This is a genomic window from Sorangium sp. So ce295, assembly GCF_051527405.1.
GTDB classification, from domain to species: Bacteria; Myxococcota_A; Polyangia; order Polyangiales; family Polyangiaceae; genus Sorangium; species Sorangium cellulosum_B.
In genome coordinates this window covers 9469675-9486616 of sequence record NZ_CP150324.1, presented here as the reverse complement: position 1 = coordinate 9486616, position 16942 = coordinate 9469675, and the positions used below count along the sequence as shown (strand labels likewise).

General features: G+C 73.0%; 13 protein-coding genes. 4 read left to right on the top strand and 9 right to left on the bottom strand.

Going from position 1 to position 16942, the window contains the following annotated elements; translation table 11 throughout:
• Window positions 1–44: 44 nt before the first annotated feature.
• The 4 genes from WMF11_RS35985 to WMF11_RS35970 all read right to left on the bottom strand — a co-directional run bounded on the left by WMF11_RS35985 (window position 45) and on the right by WMF11_RS35970 (window position 5939).
• Window positions 45–2300, bottom strand: a complete 2256-nt coding sequence (locus WMF11_RS35985; RefSeq protein ID WP_437973941.1) for an ATP-binding protein — start codon at window positions 2298–2300, stop codon at window positions 45–47.
• Window positions 2297–4183, bottom strand: coding sequence for an ATP-binding protein (locus WMF11_RS35980; RefSeq protein ID WP_437973940.1), 1887 nt, complete (start codon window positions 4181–4183; stop codon window positions 2297–2299). The genes WMF11_RS35985 and WMF11_RS35980 overlap by 4 nt, the downstream gene beginning before the upstream one ends.
• Before the next feature lie 205 nt (window positions 4184–4388).
• The gene (locus WMF11_RS35975) at window positions 4389–5474 is read right to left on the bottom strand and encodes a YihY/virulence factor BrkB family protein (RefSeq protein WP_437973939.1); all 1086 of its coding nucleotides are present in this window, start codon (window positions 5472–5474) and stop codon (window positions 4389–4391) included.
• Between the two features lie 123 nt (window positions 5475–5597).
• A complete protein-coding gene (locus WMF11_RS35970) occupies window positions 5598–5939 on the bottom strand; it encodes a hypothetical protein (RefSeq protein ID WP_437543960.1) in 342 nt (113 codons plus the stop codon).
• A 125-nt stretch (window positions 5940–6064) separates the two neighbouring features.
• Here WMF11_RS35970 and WMF11_RS35965 point away from each other — a divergent pair, with 125 nt between their 5' ends.
• From WMF11_RS35965 to WMF11_RS35955, 3 genes are all read left to right on the top strand, one after another.
• Window positions 6065–9091, top strand: a complete 3027-nt coding sequence (locus tag WMF11_RS35965; RefSeq protein ID WP_437973938.1) for a TIGR03960 family B12-binding radical SAM protein — start codon at window positions 6065–6067, stop codon at window positions 9089–9091.
• Between the two features lie 131 nt (window positions 9092–9222).
• Window positions 9223–9909: a sensor histidine kinase gene (locus WMF11_RS35960; RefSeq protein ID WP_437543956.1), complete on the top strand. Its 687-nt coding sequence runs from the start codon at window positions 9223–9225 to the stop codon at window positions 9907–9909.
• 58 nt (window positions 9910–9967) lie between these two features.
• The gene (locus tag WMF11_RS35955; protein WP_437973937.1) at window positions 9968–10843 is read left to right on the top strand and encodes a Uma2 family endonuclease; all 876 of its coding nucleotides are present in this window, start codon (window positions 9968–9970) and stop codon (window positions 10841–10843) included.
• A gap of 23 nt (window positions 10844–10866) precedes the next feature.
• Here the strand turns inward: WMF11_RS35955 and WMF11_RS35950 are convergent, their stop codons facing one another.
• The 4 genes from WMF11_RS35950 to WMF11_RS35935 all read right to left on the bottom strand — a co-directional run bounded on the left by WMF11_RS35950 (window position 10867) and on the right by WMF11_RS35935 (window position 15087).
• On the bottom strand, window positions 10867–12069 hold the full coding sequence (locus WMF11_RS35950; RefSeq protein ID WP_437543952.1) for a vWA domain-containing protein: 1203 nt from the start codon (window positions 12067–12069) through the stop codon (window positions 10867–10869).
• A gap of 2 nt (window positions 12070–12071) precedes the next feature.
• Complete coding sequence (locus WMF11_RS35945) at window positions 12072–12911, bottom strand: AAA family ATPase (RefSeq protein WP_437973936.1); 840 nt, start codon at window positions 12909–12911, stop codon at window positions 12072–12074.
• Between the two features lie 47 nt (window positions 12912–12958).
• Entirely contained in the window at window positions 12959–14098 is a 1140-nt protein-coding gene (locus WMF11_RS35940) for a phospholipase D-like domain-containing protein (protein WP_437973935.1), read from the bottom strand.
• Between the two features lie 125 nt (window positions 14099–14223).
• Entirely contained in the window at window positions 14224–15087 is an 864-nt protein-coding gene (locus WMF11_RS35935) for a helix-turn-helix domain-containing protein (protein ID WP_437543946.1), read from the bottom strand.
• A 688-nt stretch (window positions 15088–15775) separates the two neighbouring features.
• Between WMF11_RS35935 and WMF11_RS35930 the strand changes: the two genes are divergently transcribed.
• Complete coding sequence (locus tag WMF11_RS35930; RefSeq protein WP_437543942.1) at window positions 15776–16339, top strand: ExbD/TolR family protein; 564 nt, start codon at window positions 15776–15778, stop codon at window positions 16337–16339.
• Window positions 16340–16359: 20 nt separating this feature from the next.
• On the opposite strand, the gene WMF11_RS35925 is transcribed toward WMF11_RS35930, so the two are convergent.
• Window positions 16360–16941: a hypothetical protein gene (locus tag WMF11_RS35925; protein WP_012239127.1), complete on the bottom strand. Its 582-nt coding sequence runs from the start codon at window positions 16939–16941 to the stop codon at window positions 16360–16362.
• Between the last annotated feature and the right edge of the window lies 1 nt (window position 16942).

The window sequence follows — 16942 nt, the reverse complement described above, 5'->3', positions numbered from 1 at the left end:
TCTCGCCCTCGGTCGAAGCACAGGTCTCCGGAGAAGGCGACGCGTCATGCCGCTGCGGCCGCCGCCAGGAACGCCTGCGAGAGCTCCGACGGCGCCGGCAGCGCCGCGCTCGCGAGCCCCCGCCGCGCCACCGCGAGCCAGCGCATCGGGTCGGCGACCGCGCCGCTCGCGATCGCCGCGAGCAGGCGGCGGCGCATCCAGTCCTTGCGGCGGTAGAAGCTCGTGCCGTGCTCGGCCGTCGGGCGCGGGACGTAGCTCGCCAGCGAGACGTGGGTCTTCTCGTGGAGCAGGAGATCCGCCAGCGCCGTGAAGGCGACCGCGTCGTCGCGCAGGAGCACCGCGGTGAGCAGCGCCCGCACCCGCGCCGACGCGAGGTTCACGCTGATCCCGCTCCCGTCGGTGTGCGCCATCTCGTCGGGGCCGTAGAGGTCCTGGTGCACCCAGATCGGCGACGCCGGGAGGTCCGCGGACTCGGAGATCGCCGCGTCGAGCCGCTCGATGATCGTCATGGCCGCGGCCACGGCGCGGACGCCGGGCACGTCGATCGCGGTCTTGAGGAGCGCCTCGCGCGAGGTGCGGGGCATCGGGCACGGCGCGGCGCCCGGCGCCCGCGGAGGCGCCCCGGCGGCGGCCTGGAGCGGCTGCGACGCCGCGCCCTCGCTCGCGAGGCGCCGCCAGAACGCCTGCGCGAGCGGCTCGTCGAGCGCGAGGTACACGAGGTCCCCGGACCGCACGCCGGCGGCCTCCGGCCCCGGACCGGAGGCGCCGAGCGGCCAGCGGACGGTGCTGCGGACCTGGCTCGACGACAGCGACGGCGCGGCCTCGAGGGGGCGGAGCGCGCCGGTCCGGTGCGCGTGGAGCAGCTCGCGCAGCGTCAGCGGCGCGCTCCGGTAGTGGACCTGGCCGAGCGGGGAGAGCGCCGCCCCCGAGGGCCGCTGGCCGGAGTCGACGACGACCGACCGGAAGAGGGGCGCGTCGAGCAGCCCGCTCGCGAAGCGGATGACCTGCTCGGGCGCCGCCACCGTGGGGGTGCGCGCGACCGGATCGAGCTCGTCCACCGCCTGCGCGGACGCGATCGTGATGCTCTCGCCGAGCAGCGCCGCGTGGAGGAGCCGGTCGAGGACCGAGGAGAGGCGGTGATCGACCGCGCGCAGGAGCTCGCGGTCGTACAGGGCGTCGCGCAGGACGAACCGCTCGAAGGCCGCGACGAGCGCCGCCTCGACCGCCGTGGACGCGGTCGCCGCGACCGCCGAGCGGCCCTTGTTGAGCGGCACGCCGAGCGGCAGCTCCGCGACCAGACCGAAGCCCGCCGCCGTGATCGCCCGCGCGAGCTCGCGGTGAAGCCCGAGCTCGGGGCCAGGGAAGGGATCGATCCGCGTCGTCACCGTGAGCCCCTTCTGGGTGATCGTGAGCTGCGGCTCGATGCCGTCGCCCCGGCCCACGAGCAGCTCGACCGCGCCGCAAAGCTCGCCCGACGGCGGGAGCCGGAGCGGCACCTCCGCGGCGCGGCGGAGGCGCCCGCGCGCCGTGTTGACGAGCGCGCCGTCCACGTAGATCCGCGCGACGGTCGCGTCGACGAGCCCCACCGCCGCGGTGACCTCCGCGGCGAGCGCGGGCCGCGAGATCGGCTGCGCGAGCGACAGCCTCACCGAGGTGCCCGTCGTCGGGCGGCGCGGCGGCTCGGAGGCGCGCTCGTCGACGCGGCGCGCAGGGGCGCCCGCGCGGCCGCCGTCCGCGTACGGCGCGGGCGGGGGGCGGGGGAGGGACAGGAGCGTCCACGAGAAGTCCTCGTAGGGCGGCCCCCCGCCGAGCGGCGCGACGAGCAGCCGGTGCCCGCCCGAGGGCGTCGCCGTGACCACCTCGATCCACGGCGCGATCTCGAGCACGGAGAAGAAGCCGATCCCGTGCTCGCCGATCGCGTCGGGCTCGCCCGCCTTGCCGCTCCGGAAGGGCACGAGCAGGTCGGCGAGGAGCTCGGTCCGGCTCATGCCGCGGCCCTGATCGGTGACCGAGATCTCGCGCCCGTCCTCGGACGAGCGGACGTCGATGCGGGCGCCCGGCGGCGACGCGTCGAGCGCGTTCTGGAGCAGCTCGCGGAGCGGGCCGATCCGCGACGACGCCTGCGCGTAGATGGTGCGGGAGAGGATGCGCTGCGCGAGGTCCGGCACCGTGGCCTCGCCGCGGCAGGCGGCGACGAGCGCGAGGCGCTCGGCGCTGCTCGCCTGCAGGTAGGCCTCGGCGCGCCCGTGGATCCGCACGAGCAAGAGCTCCGAGAAAAGCCCGTACGAGATCTGGGTCATGGCTCGCCTCCAGACGTCCTTTCGCCGGGCCGGGGCGCCGCGAAGGCCGTCCCGTCCACGGGTTCGCCGACGATGAGATCGCGCTCGAGATCGGCCTCGCGCACCCCGGAGGCCCGGTCGAAGGCGGCCCGCAGCGCGTACCAGTCGCTCCAGCCCGAGGGGCGCCGCACCGCCGCGCTGTCGTCGCGGATGAGCAGGAGCCGGCGCGTGCCGAGGCACGGCAGCGGCCCCGCCGGCCGCCGCCCCGGCGCGTCGGGGAGCGGCGGCGCGCCCGGCGCCCGGCGCGCCGCCGCGCCCGCGCCGCGGTCCGGCTGGAGCCGGCTCCGGCAGAGGGCGACCATCGTCGTGTGCGGGCTCGTCGCCCGCGCGACGAGCAGCGGCAGCCCAGAGAGGTCGCCGCGGCGCCGCGCCAGGGCCGAGAGCGTCTCCGGCGCGTCGATCTCGAGCTCGTCCTCGAGCAGCTCGCGCTCGCCGGGCAGGTGCGGCTGCCACTCGCGCTCCGCCCAGAAGCTCTCCGGCACGAACAGCCGCTCGGCCACGCTCGGCCCGAGGAAGCCGAGCAGCGCCTCGCGCCGCTCGGGGGTCACCATGCAGCGCCCGGGGCCGAGCAGGGCGCGCGCGAGATCGAGGGCGACCTCGTCCCAGCCCGCGGATTGCAGCATGAGCGCGCTGATCTGGGCGGCCATCTCGGCGAGCCTGTCGCGCGTGCGCCGGCCCTCGCCGCTCGCCGCGGCGAGCTCGATGAGGCGCCGGTAGAAGGCCGTCGCGACCGCGGTGAACTCGGGCCCGACCTTGAGCGCGTCCCGCCCCTCGGTCAGCTCCACGGCGGCCGGGAAATCGATGAGCGCGAGCTCGGCGAGGGCGAGGCAGGCGTCGACCTTGACCCCGGCATGGAAGGTGGCCGCCGAGATGCTCGGGAGCAGCCCTCGCCCGCCGACGTGGAAGCGCGCGAGGAGCGCGTCGCCGCGCTCCGCCTCGAAGTGGGTCCGCGCCTCCAGCGCGGCCGCGCCGGAGGGCTGCGGCGCGACCTCGACCCGCTCCTGGATGAGCTGCCCGCCGGAGATCAGCCGGCCGTCGTTCACGGCGGCGCCGTCGAGCAGCACGAGGGCGCGGCTCGCGGGGAAGAAGTGGAGCGCGTCGCGCAGGTACGCGCGGACCGTGGCCGTCTCGAGCAGCGCCGAGGTGACGCGCACGCGCGTCCCGAGCAGCGGCGCGATCCGGCGCACCGAGCACATCAGGGCGGCGGTGAGCTCGGACGACGCGCGGCCGCGGGCTTGCCCGGGCTCCTCCGAGGCGCTCGCAGGCGCGCTGCCCGCGTCGCCCGCGCTGGGCCAGGCCACCACGCGGATCGCCCATCCCTCGACGCCGTCGCCGGTGGTGACGTGCAGGCTGAAGCTCTCCGGATCCGAGAGCCCCAGCCCGAGCACGGAAAAGAACCCGACCCCGAACCGGCCGAGATCGATCCCTGGCCGCTTGTCCGTCGCGAACGGGATGAGCAGCCGTGAGAGGATTGCCCGGAGCCCCATGCCGGCGCCGGCGTCGCTGACCTCGACGCGCCCATCGGTGACGGCGACGTCGACGACGGGCTGCGGCGCGCGGGCCGCGTCGGCGGCGTTGAGCACGAGCTCGATGAGCGGCCGGAGCGGATGCCCGAACTGCCGGCAGATCTCCTCGTCGAGGATCTTGAGCAGGTAGGCGCGATCGATGGGCGGCTCCGCGAGGTCGCGCTGCCCCGCGCACAGCGCCTCGAGCGCGGGGCGGTGCAGGCCGACGGCGACGAGCTCGTGCAGCGCCCCCAGAAAGTACAGCCCGGCGTCGCCCGGCAAATGCGCGGCGCGTCGGTCGCCGCCCCCGTCACCCCCCGCTCCGTAGTGCGCGTGCACGCTCGACTGCTCCCCCTCACGCCCGCCCTCGACATGCCCCTGCGCGAAGTGCGCGCACCCACCGTGCGAATGCGCGCCGAGTGAGCGCCGAGTGGCGGACGAGCGACGGCGCTTTCACCGCCCGTGCCGAGCCGAACCGTCGGGCGTCGACCGTCCGTCCTTCAGCGCGCGGCCGCCGGGGGCGTCGGCCTCCCGCCGCCTCGACCTACCCGGCGGCTTGGTGCTCGCGCGGCGAGCTCGGTGCGCCGCGCGCTTCGTCCTCGTCCGCGCTGCCCGCGCCCTGGGCGTCGCCGAGCCGCGCCGCGGCCCCGCGGGGGAGCGCTGCGCCCTGGGGGAGGGTGGTGCTCAGGGGCAGCGGCGTGACGCTCAGGGGCAGCGGCGTGACGCTCTGGGACGGCGGCGTGACGCTCTGGGGCAGATCGGAGAGCTCGGGCAGATCGGAGAGCGCGAGCGCGCTCCACTTGCCGGGGGGCGGGATCGACGTCACCCCGGCGCGCTCCCGCTCCAGGCGCGCGTTCAGCTCGCCCCCGATGAGCAGCGCGAGCGCCAGGAGCCACAGCCAGAACAGGAAGATCGCGACGGTCGCGAGGCTCCCGTAGAACGTGGCGTAGCGGCCGAGCGTGGCGACGTAGAGCGAGAAGAGGGTCGACACGGCGGCCCAGAGCACCACCGTGAGCACCGCGCCCGGGAAGATCCGGCGTCGCTCGATGTTCGGGCGCTGGATCGAGATCCTGAAGAAGGCGGCGACCATGCAGATGACGAGGCCCCCGGGGAGGGCGAAGGCGACGATGCGGGCGCCGGTCGATCCGGAGAGCGTGCCGATCAGCACGCCCACGCCGGCGACCACGGGCACCACGGCCAGGCTGGCCATCACGCACGCCGCCGCGATCGCCCTGCGCACGTACCAGGGGCGCTCGCGCGTGTTGTAGATCGTGTCGAACACGCCCATGGCGGTCGAGAGCCCTGAGGACGTGATCCAGAGGAAGCCGGTGATGCTGATCGGCGCGACCGCCGACGACTGCGAGAGCCGGATGAGCTCCTCCGAGACGAGCTTCGCGACGTCCGGGGGAGCCGCCTGCAGGATCGGCCGCACCACCACATCCGACCACTGGTGGATCCGGCTGAGCACATAGCCGGCGAAGGCGGCGAGCGGGATCAGGCTGAGGAACGCGTCGAAGGCCATCGCGCTCGCGGCCCGCGGCCCGTTGTGGCGATCCAGGCTGACGATGACGCTCCACACCGCCTTCGCTGCGCGGTGGTGCGCGATCTGTTGCCGGATCGGAGCAGGCACGGAGGGCAGCGTCGCTCTCCCTCGTGCGGGGCGCAATACCATCCGCCCCGCCGACGCGCGCGGCTCATCTCGGGACAGCGGCGATGTCCGTGCAGCGGCGCTCCGGCGTCACGGCGCGCGCGCCTAGGCGTCGGTGTTCCTGTCGGCGGCGAGGAGGCTCTGTACGGCGTAGGGCACCGACTCGACGCCGGCGAGCTCGGCGAGGGCGTAGGCGATGTGCTCGCGGCTCGCGTGCGGCGGGATGCCGACGATCGCCCAGGAGCCGCCCTCGCCGCGATGCAGGTTGCTCCCGCGCTCGACGCGCATCGCGGCGAGCGCGGGGTAGACGGCCACCGTCAGCCGCTTCGGCCGGAGGCGGTCCAGCGTGCGCATGGCGAAGGCGATCCGGTCGAACTCGCTGGGGTCCCGGTACTCGACGTGCCGCGCCCGGTCGATCTCCACATGATGGGCATCACGCTCGCGCACGTCGTGAGCATAGCCCAAGCGGGCCGCCGCGCCGCTCCGGCCTGCGGCCCCGGACGGCGGCTCGAGCTGGCTCGAGCGAGCCGCGGGTGCCGGCGCCGGCCGGCCATGCTACGCGCCGAGGCGCCATGGACAGCCTCCCCCTGCTCGCCGATCACCCGTACGCCTCCTTCCTCGATCAGGTCGAGAAGCCCGCGCGCTACGCGGGCGGCGAGGTCGGCTCGGTCGTGAAGGACTGGGCGTCGGTCGAGGCGCGCGTCTGCCTGGCATTCCCGGATGTCTACGACATCGGGATGAGCCACCTCGGCTTCAAGATCCTCTACAAGCTGCTGAACGACGACCCGCGCACGCTGGCCGAGCGCTGTTATACGCCCTGGGTCGACATGGAGGCCCAGCTCGTGAAGCGCGGGCTGCCGCTCGTGTCCCTCGAGTCCGCGCGCCCGCTCAGGGACTTCGACGTCGTGGGCTTCTCCCTGCAGTTCGAGCTCACGTACTCCAACATCCTCACGATGCTGCACCTCGGCGGCGTCCCGCTGCGCGCGGCGGACCGCGGCGAGGACGACCCGATCGTGATCGCGGGCGGCCCGACGGCGACCCACCCCGAGCCGATCGCCCCCTTCCTCGACGCCATCGTCATCGGCGACGGCGAGGAGAAGGCGACCGAGGTCGCCCTCGCGTGGGCGCGGCTCAAGCGCGAGGGCGTGCCGCGGCGCGAGCGGCTCGTCGCGATCGCGCGCCTCGGCGCCGTCTACGTGCCCTCGCTCTACGCGACCCGGCTCGATCCCGACACCGGCTTCGAGGTCGTGGACCGCCCGCTCGCCTCCGGGATCCCGTTCCCGATCGAGCGCGCCCTCGTCGACCTGAACAAGTACCCGTTCCCCGACCAGAGCCCCACGGGCGGGCCCGAGGCCATCTTCGACCGCATGTCGATCGAGATCGCCCGCGGCTGCACCGAGGGGTGCCGCTTCTGCCAGGCCGGCATGATCTACCGGCCCGTCCGCGAGCGCGATCCCGAGCAGATCGTCGACACCGTGATGCGCGCGGTGCAGAGGTCCGGTCAGGACGAGGTCTCGCTCACGGCGCTGTCGACCGCCGACGTCTCGTGCATCTCGCCGCTCATCAAGAAGGTCACCGAGCGCCTCACCGCCGAGCGCATCTCCCTCGGCGTCTCGTCGCTGCGCGCCTACGGGCTCGAGCCCGACCTGCTCGACGAGCTCAAGCGCGTGCGCGCGACCGGCCTCACCTTCGCGCCGGAGGCGGGCTCCCAGCGGATGCGCGACGTCGTGAACAAGAACGTCACGGAGGAGCAGCTCCTCGAGACGGCCGAGCGCGTGTTCAGCCGGGGCTGGGGCAAGATGAAGCTCTACTTCATGATCGGCCTGCCGACCGAGACCGACGAGGACGTGCGCGGCATCGTCGAGACGGGCGCCCGCGCGGCCGGCGCCGGGAGGAAGGCGGCGGGCAAGGGCAAGCCGGTCGACGTGACGGTCAGCGTCTCGACCCACGTGCCGAAGCCTCACACGCCCTTCCAGTGGGCGGCGATGGACACGCTCGGCGAGGTCGGGCGCAAGCAACGGCTGCTCAAGGACACGGTGCGGCCGTACCGCGCCGTCACGCTGAAGACCCACGAGGCTCACGCCAGCGTCCTCGAGGGCATCTTCGCCCGCGGCGACCGCCCCCTCGCCGACGTCCTCGAGCGGGCCTGGCGGCACGGCGCCCGCTTCGATTCGTGGGAGGACAAGCTCGATCTCGCCGTGTGGGAGGAGGCGTTCACGCACGTCGGCGTCGACCGCGAGAAGTACCTCGGCACCCTCCCGGTGACGGCGCGGCTGCCCTGGGATCACATCGACGTCGGCCTCGAGGAGGGCTTCCTCGCGAAGGAGTACAGGAAGGCGCTCCAGAGCCGCCTCAGCCCGCCGTGCGGCAAGGTCGCCGGCATGTTCGTCCACCACACGAACCTCGACGACGCCAAGGCCGACGCGCGGCGGCTCGTCTGTTACGACTGCGGCGTCGCCTGCGACATGACGCAGATGCGCGAGGAGCGGCTCACCTTCCTCGATCGGCTCGGCGCCCACCGGCGCTCGCTGCCGGTGCTCACCGACGCAGGCGCCGCGCCGCCCGCGGCCGCCCCGGGTCCCTCTGGCGCGGCGGCGAGCGATGGAGGAGCGGAGCCGGCGAGCGACGGCGGCGCGGAGCGGGAGAGCGTCGCTGCCACGGAGCCGGAGAGCGGCGACGGCAGGGAGCCCTCGCGCGCCGAAGCGGAGGCGCCCCACCGCGCGCGGCGGATCGCGCCTGCGCCGAAGGGGCGCGGCGGCTTCCGCTACCGCTTCCGCTTCGAGAAGGCCGGGCCGATGGCGCTGCTCGGCCACCTCGACGTCGTGCGCGAGCTGCCCCGCGTGCTCCGGCGCGTCGGCGCGCCGATGACCTACACCGCGGGCTTCCACCCGAAGCCCGACATGACCTTCTCGCCGGCGCTCTCGCTCGGCGTGATCAGCCTCGACGAGTACGTCGACCTCCGCCTCGAGCGCGACCTCGATCCCGCCGCGCTCGACGCGCTCGTCGCCGCGATGTCGGCCGCGAGCCCGCGCGGGCTCGTGTTCAGCGGCGCCGTCAAGCTCGGCCCGGAGGACCCGGCCCTGAGCAAGCTCATCGCCGGCGCGCGCTACGCGCTCGCCTTCGCGCGCTCCGCGATCGGCGGCGACGCGGAGGCGCTCCTCGCCGCCCGCTGCAGCGCCGCCCTCTCGGCGGAGTCGCTCCCGATCCGCCGCGAGATCGACCGGCTCGCCAAGATGGTCGACGTGCGCCAGTACCTCGTGCGGGCCGAGGTCGGCGGGCCCGAGGTCCACGCGGCGCTCGCGCGCGCCGGGCTCGTCGGTGATCTCGTCGCCCTCGAGGTCGAGGTCGATATCCGCGGCTCGGGTGCGGTGAAGTCGTCCGAGGTCGCGGCGGTGATCACGGGAGAGCCGGGGGAGGCGCCGGGCGCGATCACGCCGCCGCCGCACCGCGCCGTGCGGCTTCAGCTGTTCGGCCGTACCTCGCCGGCGGGCTCCGTAGCGGGCGAGCGCTTCTCGCTCTTCGATCTCGAGCGGGCGCGCCGCGTCAAGTCGGCTCCGGAGCGAACACCGGCTCTCCCGCTCGCCGCGGACGCCGAGTGAGCCAGCCCAGGACGGTCGTGTCGTAAAGATCCTCCCGGCGGCGGCGGCAACGACGCACGGAGCGCGGGAGCGCGGAGCGCGGAGCGCGCGCGGGCGATCGCTCGGGGATCGGCTACGCTGCGCTTTGCTTTATGGAAAAGGAGGGTCACGAGGCGGCGTGCTGCGCGGCGCGCCTGGCCGCGGCGGGGGCGGTCGGCGCGAGCGTCGCCCACGAGCTGCGCAACGCTCTCGCGGTCGCGGAGTCGTCGCTTTACCTGGCGCAGCGCGACCTCGACGATCGGCCTCGCCTGCTGCGCCACCTCGACCGCGTGACGTGCGAGATCCGCAAGGCGCACGAGGTCATCGGCAGCGTCCTCGGGCTGGCGCGCGGCGAGCCGCTGCGGCGCGAGCCGGCGCACCTCGGCCGGCTCATCGAGAGCGCGCGGCACGCGCTGGTGCTGCCCACGGCGGTCCGGTTCGAGGTCGCCGTCGCGCCGGCCGACCTCACGCTCCTGTGCGATCCGATCCTGCTCGAGCGCGTCTTCTCGAACCTCTACCTCAACGCGATCGAGGCGTTCGAGGGGCCCGGCGGCGAGATCGTCACGCGGGCGTGGAGGGGCGACGAGCGCACGCACCTCGAGATCGAGGACAACGGCCCCGGCGTTCCTCCGTGCGTGGCCGCCCACCTCTTCGAGCCGCTCGTGACCGCCAAGGTGAAGGGGACCGGCCTCGGCCTCGCGCTGAGCCGGGTCATCGTCGAGGCGCACGGCGGCGAGATCACAGCGACGGCGGGCCGATGCGGGGGCGCGGCGTTCCGCATGTGGTTGCCGAACGCGTGACGGGCGCGGAGCGTGGCGCGCTCCCCGGGGCGCATCCCCGGCGTGCTATCGTCCTCTCATGCAGGTGAAGCGCCGGACGGCGGAGCGCGGCCCTTTCCGCGCGGAGCACCTCCGCGCGGGGGATCCGTACGAGCTGTCGAACGGCCACCCCGTCTACTGCGCCCCCACGGGGGGGCGTGCCTCGGGGCCGAACCACCTGGGCAGCTCGGTCGTGGGGTGGGACCCGGCGGTCAAGGAGGTGGGCGTGGACACGGGGTACTCCCCGGAACCGGGCACCCTCCGCGCGCCGGACGTCGCGGTGGGGAACGTCCCCGACAGGCCGGGCTGGGTGAAGGGCGTGCCGGAGCTCGCGATCGAGTACGCCGACGTGGGGCAGGACGAGGAGGCGCTCAAGGAGAAGATCGCCGACCTGCTCGCGGCTGGTACGAAGCTCTTGTGGGTGGTGCGCCTCACCGGTCCACGGCGGGTCGAGGTGCACGAGCCGCGCCGGAAGGTGCGCGTCGCGCTCCCCGGGGAGCTGCTGAGCGCGCCGGGCATCCTGAAGAACGCGGTCCGGGTCGAGGCGCTCTACGACCGGAGCGAGGCGGAGAAGAGCACGCTGACCAACCTCCTCCAGCGGCGCGGATACGAGGATCTCGACGCCGTGCTCGATGCAGGGCGCGAGCAGGGGCGCGAGGAAGGCCGCGAAGAGGGGCGTGAAGCGGGGCGCGAGGAAGGCCGCGAAGCGGGGCGCGAGGAAGGCCGCGAAGAGGGGATCCTCGAGGGCAAGCGCGACGCGCTGAGGCGTGTCCTCGCTCGGCGAGGATTGCGGCTCACGAAGGCGGCCGCCGCGAAGATCTCGTCGTGCAGGAGCGAGCGCGAGCTCGACCGCTGGCTCGACCGCGCCCTCGTCGCGTCGGCCACGGCGGAGGTGTTCGGCCGCGCGGGCCGTTGACCCGGGCCCGCGCGCCGCGCGGATCAGGCGCGGCCGCGGCCGCGGACGAGCTCGGCGATGGCCTCTCCCAGGCCCTCCAGCGTGAGCGCAAACATCGGGAAGATGCTCTTGATCGCGTCGACGGTCGGGTGGGGATAAGGGCCGATCCCGTCCGGGTTCAGCCACACGGCGCGGTCGAAATGGTCGCGGAGCATCATCAGCCAGGCGACGCCGGGCAGCCGCGCGTCGGGGTCGAACGAGGAGCCCGCGCCGCCGCCGGAGCCCGACGAGCCGAGCAGCTCGTAGGGCGCCATCGAGGCGTCTCCGACCATCACGAGCTTGTGGTGCTTGCCGCACTCGCGGAGGAGCTCGCGCACCGGGACGGGGTCGAGGAGCCCCTCGGTCCTGAAGACCCTCTCGTAGACGCAGTTGTGGAAGTAGTAGCTCCTCAGCTCCTTCCAGTGCGTCGCGCGCTTCGCCGCGCTGAAGAGCTGCGACACGAGCGCGGCGCTGGGATCCATCGAGCCGCCCACGTCCATCATCAGGATCACGCGCGTGTTCGGCCGGCGCGGGGGCCTCGTGACGATCTCAATCTCGCCCGCGTTCCTGGCCGTCGCGTCGATCGTCGCCTCGATGTCGAGCTCGCGATCGCCGCCCTCGCGCGCGAAGGCGCGCAGCTTGCGCAGCGCCACCTCGATCTGGCGCACGTCGAGCGTGAGATCGCTGCGGTAGGGGCGGTAGCGGCGGGCGTCGGCGTTCTGCACGGCGCCGCTGCGCCCGCCCGCGGGGCCGCCGACCTGGATGCCGCTCGGATGGAAGCCGCCGCGGCCGAACGGTGAGGTGCCGCCGGTCCCGATCCACCGGCTGCCCCCGTCGTGGCGCTCGCGCTGCTCGCGGAGGCGCTCCTCGAACCGCCGGAGCACCTCCTCCAGATCGAGCTCCTCGATCATCGCCCTCTCCTCGTCGGAGAGGGCGCGCATCTTGATGGGATCCCGGAGCCACGAGAGGAGCTCCTCCGTCACCGCCTTGGCCTCCACGTGCACGCCGCGGAAGTGCTGGGCGAACGCCAGATCGAAGTCGTCGAGGTGCGCCTCCGAGTGCACGAGCATCGCCCGCGCGACGTGGTAGAAGCCCTCGAGCGAGCTCTCGTGGAGGCCCGCGGCGAGCGCGCGCGCGAGGCCGACCGCCTCCTGTGCGCCGACCGGGACCTTGCGGGCCCGGAGCTCGTAGAGGAACGCGACGAACATCGCTACGACCGGAACCGCCTGCCGCCCGCCAGCTGATCGGCCAGCGCGACAATGTCCTGCTCCTTCTTGAGCAGCGCGCCGAGGAACGGCAGCGCCTTGTCGAGCTTCACCTCGCCCACGCCCGCCCTCCGCAGGACGGCGATCCAGTCGATGAGCTCGCTCGTCGAGGGGCGCTTCCGGATCCGGGTGTTCTTCCGGATCTCGTAGAACACCTGCATCGCCTGGTCGGCGAGCGTCCGATCGAGATCGGGGTGGTGGACGTGGAGGATCTCCCGCATGAGCTCGGGCTCCGGGAAATCGATGAAGTGGAAGACGCAGCGGCGCAGGAACGCGTCCGGCAGCTCCTTCTCGTTGTTGCTGGTGATGATGACGACGGGCCGCTCCCGCGCGACGATCTCGTCGCCGGTCTCGGCGACGCGGAAGCGCATCCGATCGAGCTCGTGGAGGAGGTCGTTCGGGAACTCGAGGTCCGCCTTGTCGACCTCGTCGATGAGGAGCACGACGCGCGCCGAGGCGTTGAACGCGTTACCGAGCGGGCCGAGCTTGATGTACCGGCGGATGTCGCGGACGTCGCCGTCGCCGAAGCGCGCATCGTAGAGCCGCTGCACGGTGTCATAGACGTAGAGCCCGTCCTGGGCCCGCGTGGTGCTCTTGACGTGCCAGGTGATGAGCTCGGCCGACAGGCTCCGCGCGATGGCCTCGGCGAGCAACGTCTTGCCGGTGCCGGGCTCTCCCTTGACGAGGAGCGGCCGCTCCAGGACCAGCGCGCAGTTGACGGCGGCCTCGAGCGCCTCGCTCGTGAGGTAGCGTTCGGTGCCGCGGAAGCGGCGGAAGTCGGACATGCCGGAACGGTAGCATCCCCCGCCGATCGCGGCGGACCGCGCGGGGATCAGAGCCAGTCGCGCGCGAGGTAGGCCGTCCACGAGGCGGCCCGCTCCCAGAGGGGGCGCTGGGCCCAGCCCGCGGCGGTGATCTCGCGGCAGTAAGAGAGGTCGTCGGCGAACATCCGCTCCATCGCGCCCGCGAACCCGCGGTGCGAGACGACGGCGTTCACCTCGAGGTTCATGCGGAGCGACTGGCTGTCGAGGTTGGTGGAGCCGACGGTGGACCAGAGGCCGTCGATGACCGCGGTCTTGGCGTGAAGGACGCGGCCTCGCCACTCGAACATGCGGGCGCCGGCGTCGAGGAGGTGGCCGTAGATCGCGCGCGACGCGAGCAGGACCGCGGGCACGTCGGTGGTGCCGGCGACCATGATCCTGACGTCGACGCCGCGGCGGGCCGCGGCGGCGAGCACGTGGATGATCCGGAGCGGCGGCAGGAAGTAAGCGTTGGTGATGTAGATCCTGCGCCGGGCGCGCTCGATGGCGTGCCGGTAGGCGTCGCGGATGCCGTGGCGGTGCCTGCGGCGGGGGAGGTCGTTGCTGATGATCTGGACGGCGGGGTCGGGCCTGCGCTCGGCGTAGCCGTAGCGCTCGTCGTCGATGGGGGCGCCGCCCGTGCGCTGCCACGTGCGCAAGAAGAAGTACTGGAGCTCGGCGGCGGCGGGGCCCTCGATGCGGAGATGGGTATCGCGCCAGTCGGCGCCGCCGTCCTCCGGCGCCGCGTAGTCGTCGGAGAGGTTGAGGCCGCCCGTGAAGGCGATCGCACCGTCGACGATGAGCGCCTTGCGGTGGTCGCGGCGGGCGACCTTCCCGAGCGGGGCGGAGAGGTCGAGGGGGCGGAAGGCGAGGGACCGGACGCCGGCGCGGTGGAGCCCGTCGAGGAAGGACGACGAGACGGAGGAGCCCCAGGCGTCGAAGAGGACGTTCACCTCGACGCCGGCCGCCGCCCGCTCCATGAGCGCCTCGGCGAAGCGCTGGCCGGTGCGATCGACCCGGAGGATGTACGTCTCGAGGCAGATCGTGCGCCGGGCGCGGGCGATCGCCTCGAGCATGGCCGGGTAGGTCTGCGCGCCGTCCTTGAGGAGCGCGAGGCGGTGCGCGCCGACGGTCATCTCGGCGAACGCGGGCGCGGGAGGGGGCTGGGACATGCGGCGGGGGCCAGGCTGCCCGGGACGAGGCGGCGCGATGATAGCGCGGACGGGCCCGCGACGCCCCGGCGTGATGCTTGGCCGGCGTCGGTCAGCGGGGTGATCCTGGCTGTCGAGCGCCCCGATCAGCCCGTCTTCTCGACGTACGTCATCACCAGGTACAGGATGACCTGCTGATCGGTCGGGTTCCTGTACTGATGGGGCACGTCGGCGTCGAACAGGATCGCGTCGCCGGTCGCGAGCACATGGCGCTCGGCGCCGACGACCATCTCCAGCGTCCCGGCGGTCACCACGAGGTTCTCCACGGTGCCCGGCGGGTGAGGATCCGCGTGTTCGGTGGCGAGGGGCGCGAGCGTGATCTCGTAGAACTCGACTGTCCTCGGCACGTCGAACGGGAACAGCGCGCGGGACGTGAACGAGCCGTCATGCGACGTCAACACCTTGGCGCGCGCGGCCAGGATGAGCGATGTGCCGCCGAGCGACTGGTCGCTGATCAGCGCCGAGAAGGGCACGCCGAGCGCCCGCGCGATCTTCCAGAGCACGTTGATCGTCGGCGTGCTCTGGCCGAGCTCGATCTGGCTGAGCATCGCCCGGCTCACGCCAGACGCCTTCGCCAGCCGCTCGAGGGAGAGCCCACGCTTGGTCCGGAGGCGGCGCAGGTTGGCCCCGACGATGCCGGTGAGCGCCGAGGAGGCGTCCTGCGGGGCCATCTCATAGGCCCAGGCGTCTCCAGACGCCTCGTCCACGTCCCGCTGCGGCGCTTCTCCGTTGGTTCCGTTGGCGCGGCTGGAGTACGAGCTCGCGGGGCCAGCGAAGCTCTCCGGCCTGCGGTGCGAGCGCGGTCCAGCAGGCGACGGAGGGCGCCCCGTCGATACGGCGGACGCTTGCACGCCGTTCTGATAACCCTCCACGGGCAACGACGCGCCGAGCCCATCGCCGGAGACCAGCCCCGGCGAGCTCCGTGGCGTGTTCTGACGGACGGATTTCATCGCACCTGCCAGACGGGCATCCACGTCCAGATCGGGAACCACCAGAGGGCGACAGGCATGGTCAAAGAGCTTCCCGACGACATCGGCCTGTTGCTCTCGGGAACATGCTTGTTCCGAGCTGCCCGCCGCTGTTGCCGGTATTCCTCGAGGTCGATCACTTGAGCACTCTGGGGGCGCATCCGCTTCACCTCCAACCCGTAGGCACATCATCCGTTATAACGGATTGTCTGTCAAGAGACAGCTCGGCCATGACGCACGAGGGGCGGCACGCTGTGCTGACCCGAGGACGGCACGACGCCCTCTCGTCCGTGGCGCGAGGCTGCCGCATCTTCGCTTATGCCCAGGAAATCGAGCTTCTCATCCGCCCTTTCCATGTTCAGGGCGGCCGTTGAGGAGACTGCTCGAGAATGACGCGTTGCGTTTTTTTTTGGGCTGGGCGGATCGAGGCGCCTCCGAAATAGTGGACGATGCGGAGCGTCGGCCGCCCGAGGGATCGCTCGTCGCGCTCTTCCTTGATCGGGATCGCCGGCGCGGCCCACGCGCGAGAGCGGTTCACCCGTGGCGGGGGGAGCGAACGTTGGTGCTTTCCAGGAACATCCGGCGCGCGCCGCGCTCTGTCCTCCTGTCGCAGCGCGGCCGCGGAGCTGGCGAGTGCGCGGCGGCAACAAGAACACACAAGGAGGCAGCCATGGCGGGCGTCGACGTGGGAGGTGGCGAGAGGCGGGCGCGAAACAGCGAGATCAACATGATTCCGTTCATCGATCTGCTGATGGTGACCATCGCCTTCCTGCTGATCACGGCGGTGTGGGTCACGAACTCGCGGCTCAAGACCAGCGCGGAGGTGCCTGCCGCCGCGGGGTGCGGGGAGGAGTGCCAGAAGGAGCCTCTCAGGACGATGCACGTCCATGTCGGCGAGGACCAGTTCAACCTCGTGTGGAAGCAGGGCGCGACCGTCCTGAGCGAGGTGAGCGTCCCCAAACGTCCTGTCGAGATCGGCGGGGCGGGAGCCACCGCGATCCGTTACAGAGAGCTCGGCGAGGCCATCCGGCGCGAGTGGGAGCGGAGCGGCGAGCACCGCGCCCCGAGCGACCGCCGGGCCGACCAGGCGGTGCTCCACAGCGACAACAAGACGCCGTTCCGTGAGCTCGTCGCCGTGCTCGACGCGATCAACGCCCCGCGCCGAACCGTCCTCCTGGACGACGGCCGCAGCGCCGAGATGCCAGCCTTCCTGGCCACCTTCTCCGCCCGCTGAGAGCGGTGAGGGGGAACGCGTTACGCGGTGAACTCGGTTGTCAGCGCTACCCAGTTCGAGGGCGGGCGGACGGCGTAGCTCAGCGCCAGGACCTCGATCAGCACCACCCGGTAGATCGCGTGGACGTCGTCGACGTCGACCTCGTGCGCGTTCGCCTCGAGCGCCGCGTCGAGGTGCTCCTGCACGAAGGCGAGGACGTCGGGCTGCTCCATCGCGATGACGTCGTCCGAGTCGACCGCCTCGGCAGGATCGTGGAGGCGGATCTGCTCGTCCAGGTTCAGCGACTCCTCGACGCCCGTGAGCGCCGTCTCGGTGACCTCGTCGAGGTCCTGACCGAACAGCTCGTCGAAGGCGAGCCAGATCGCCAGCGTCAGGAAATAGCCGAGGGCGAGCGCCGTCTCGTCGAGCGGGCCGGACAGCACCGAGGAGATCCGGTCTGCGAGCGCTGGCTGCGTCTGCTCGAAGCGCGTGAACGCGTCGTCGAGCTGCTTGCGCGAGTCGTCGTCATCCTCGGCGAGCTGATCCTCGATCTCGGACAGGACGCGCGCCGGCACCTGAGCGTACGAGGGGACGGGGCGAATGGCTGCGCGGCGTACCCACACG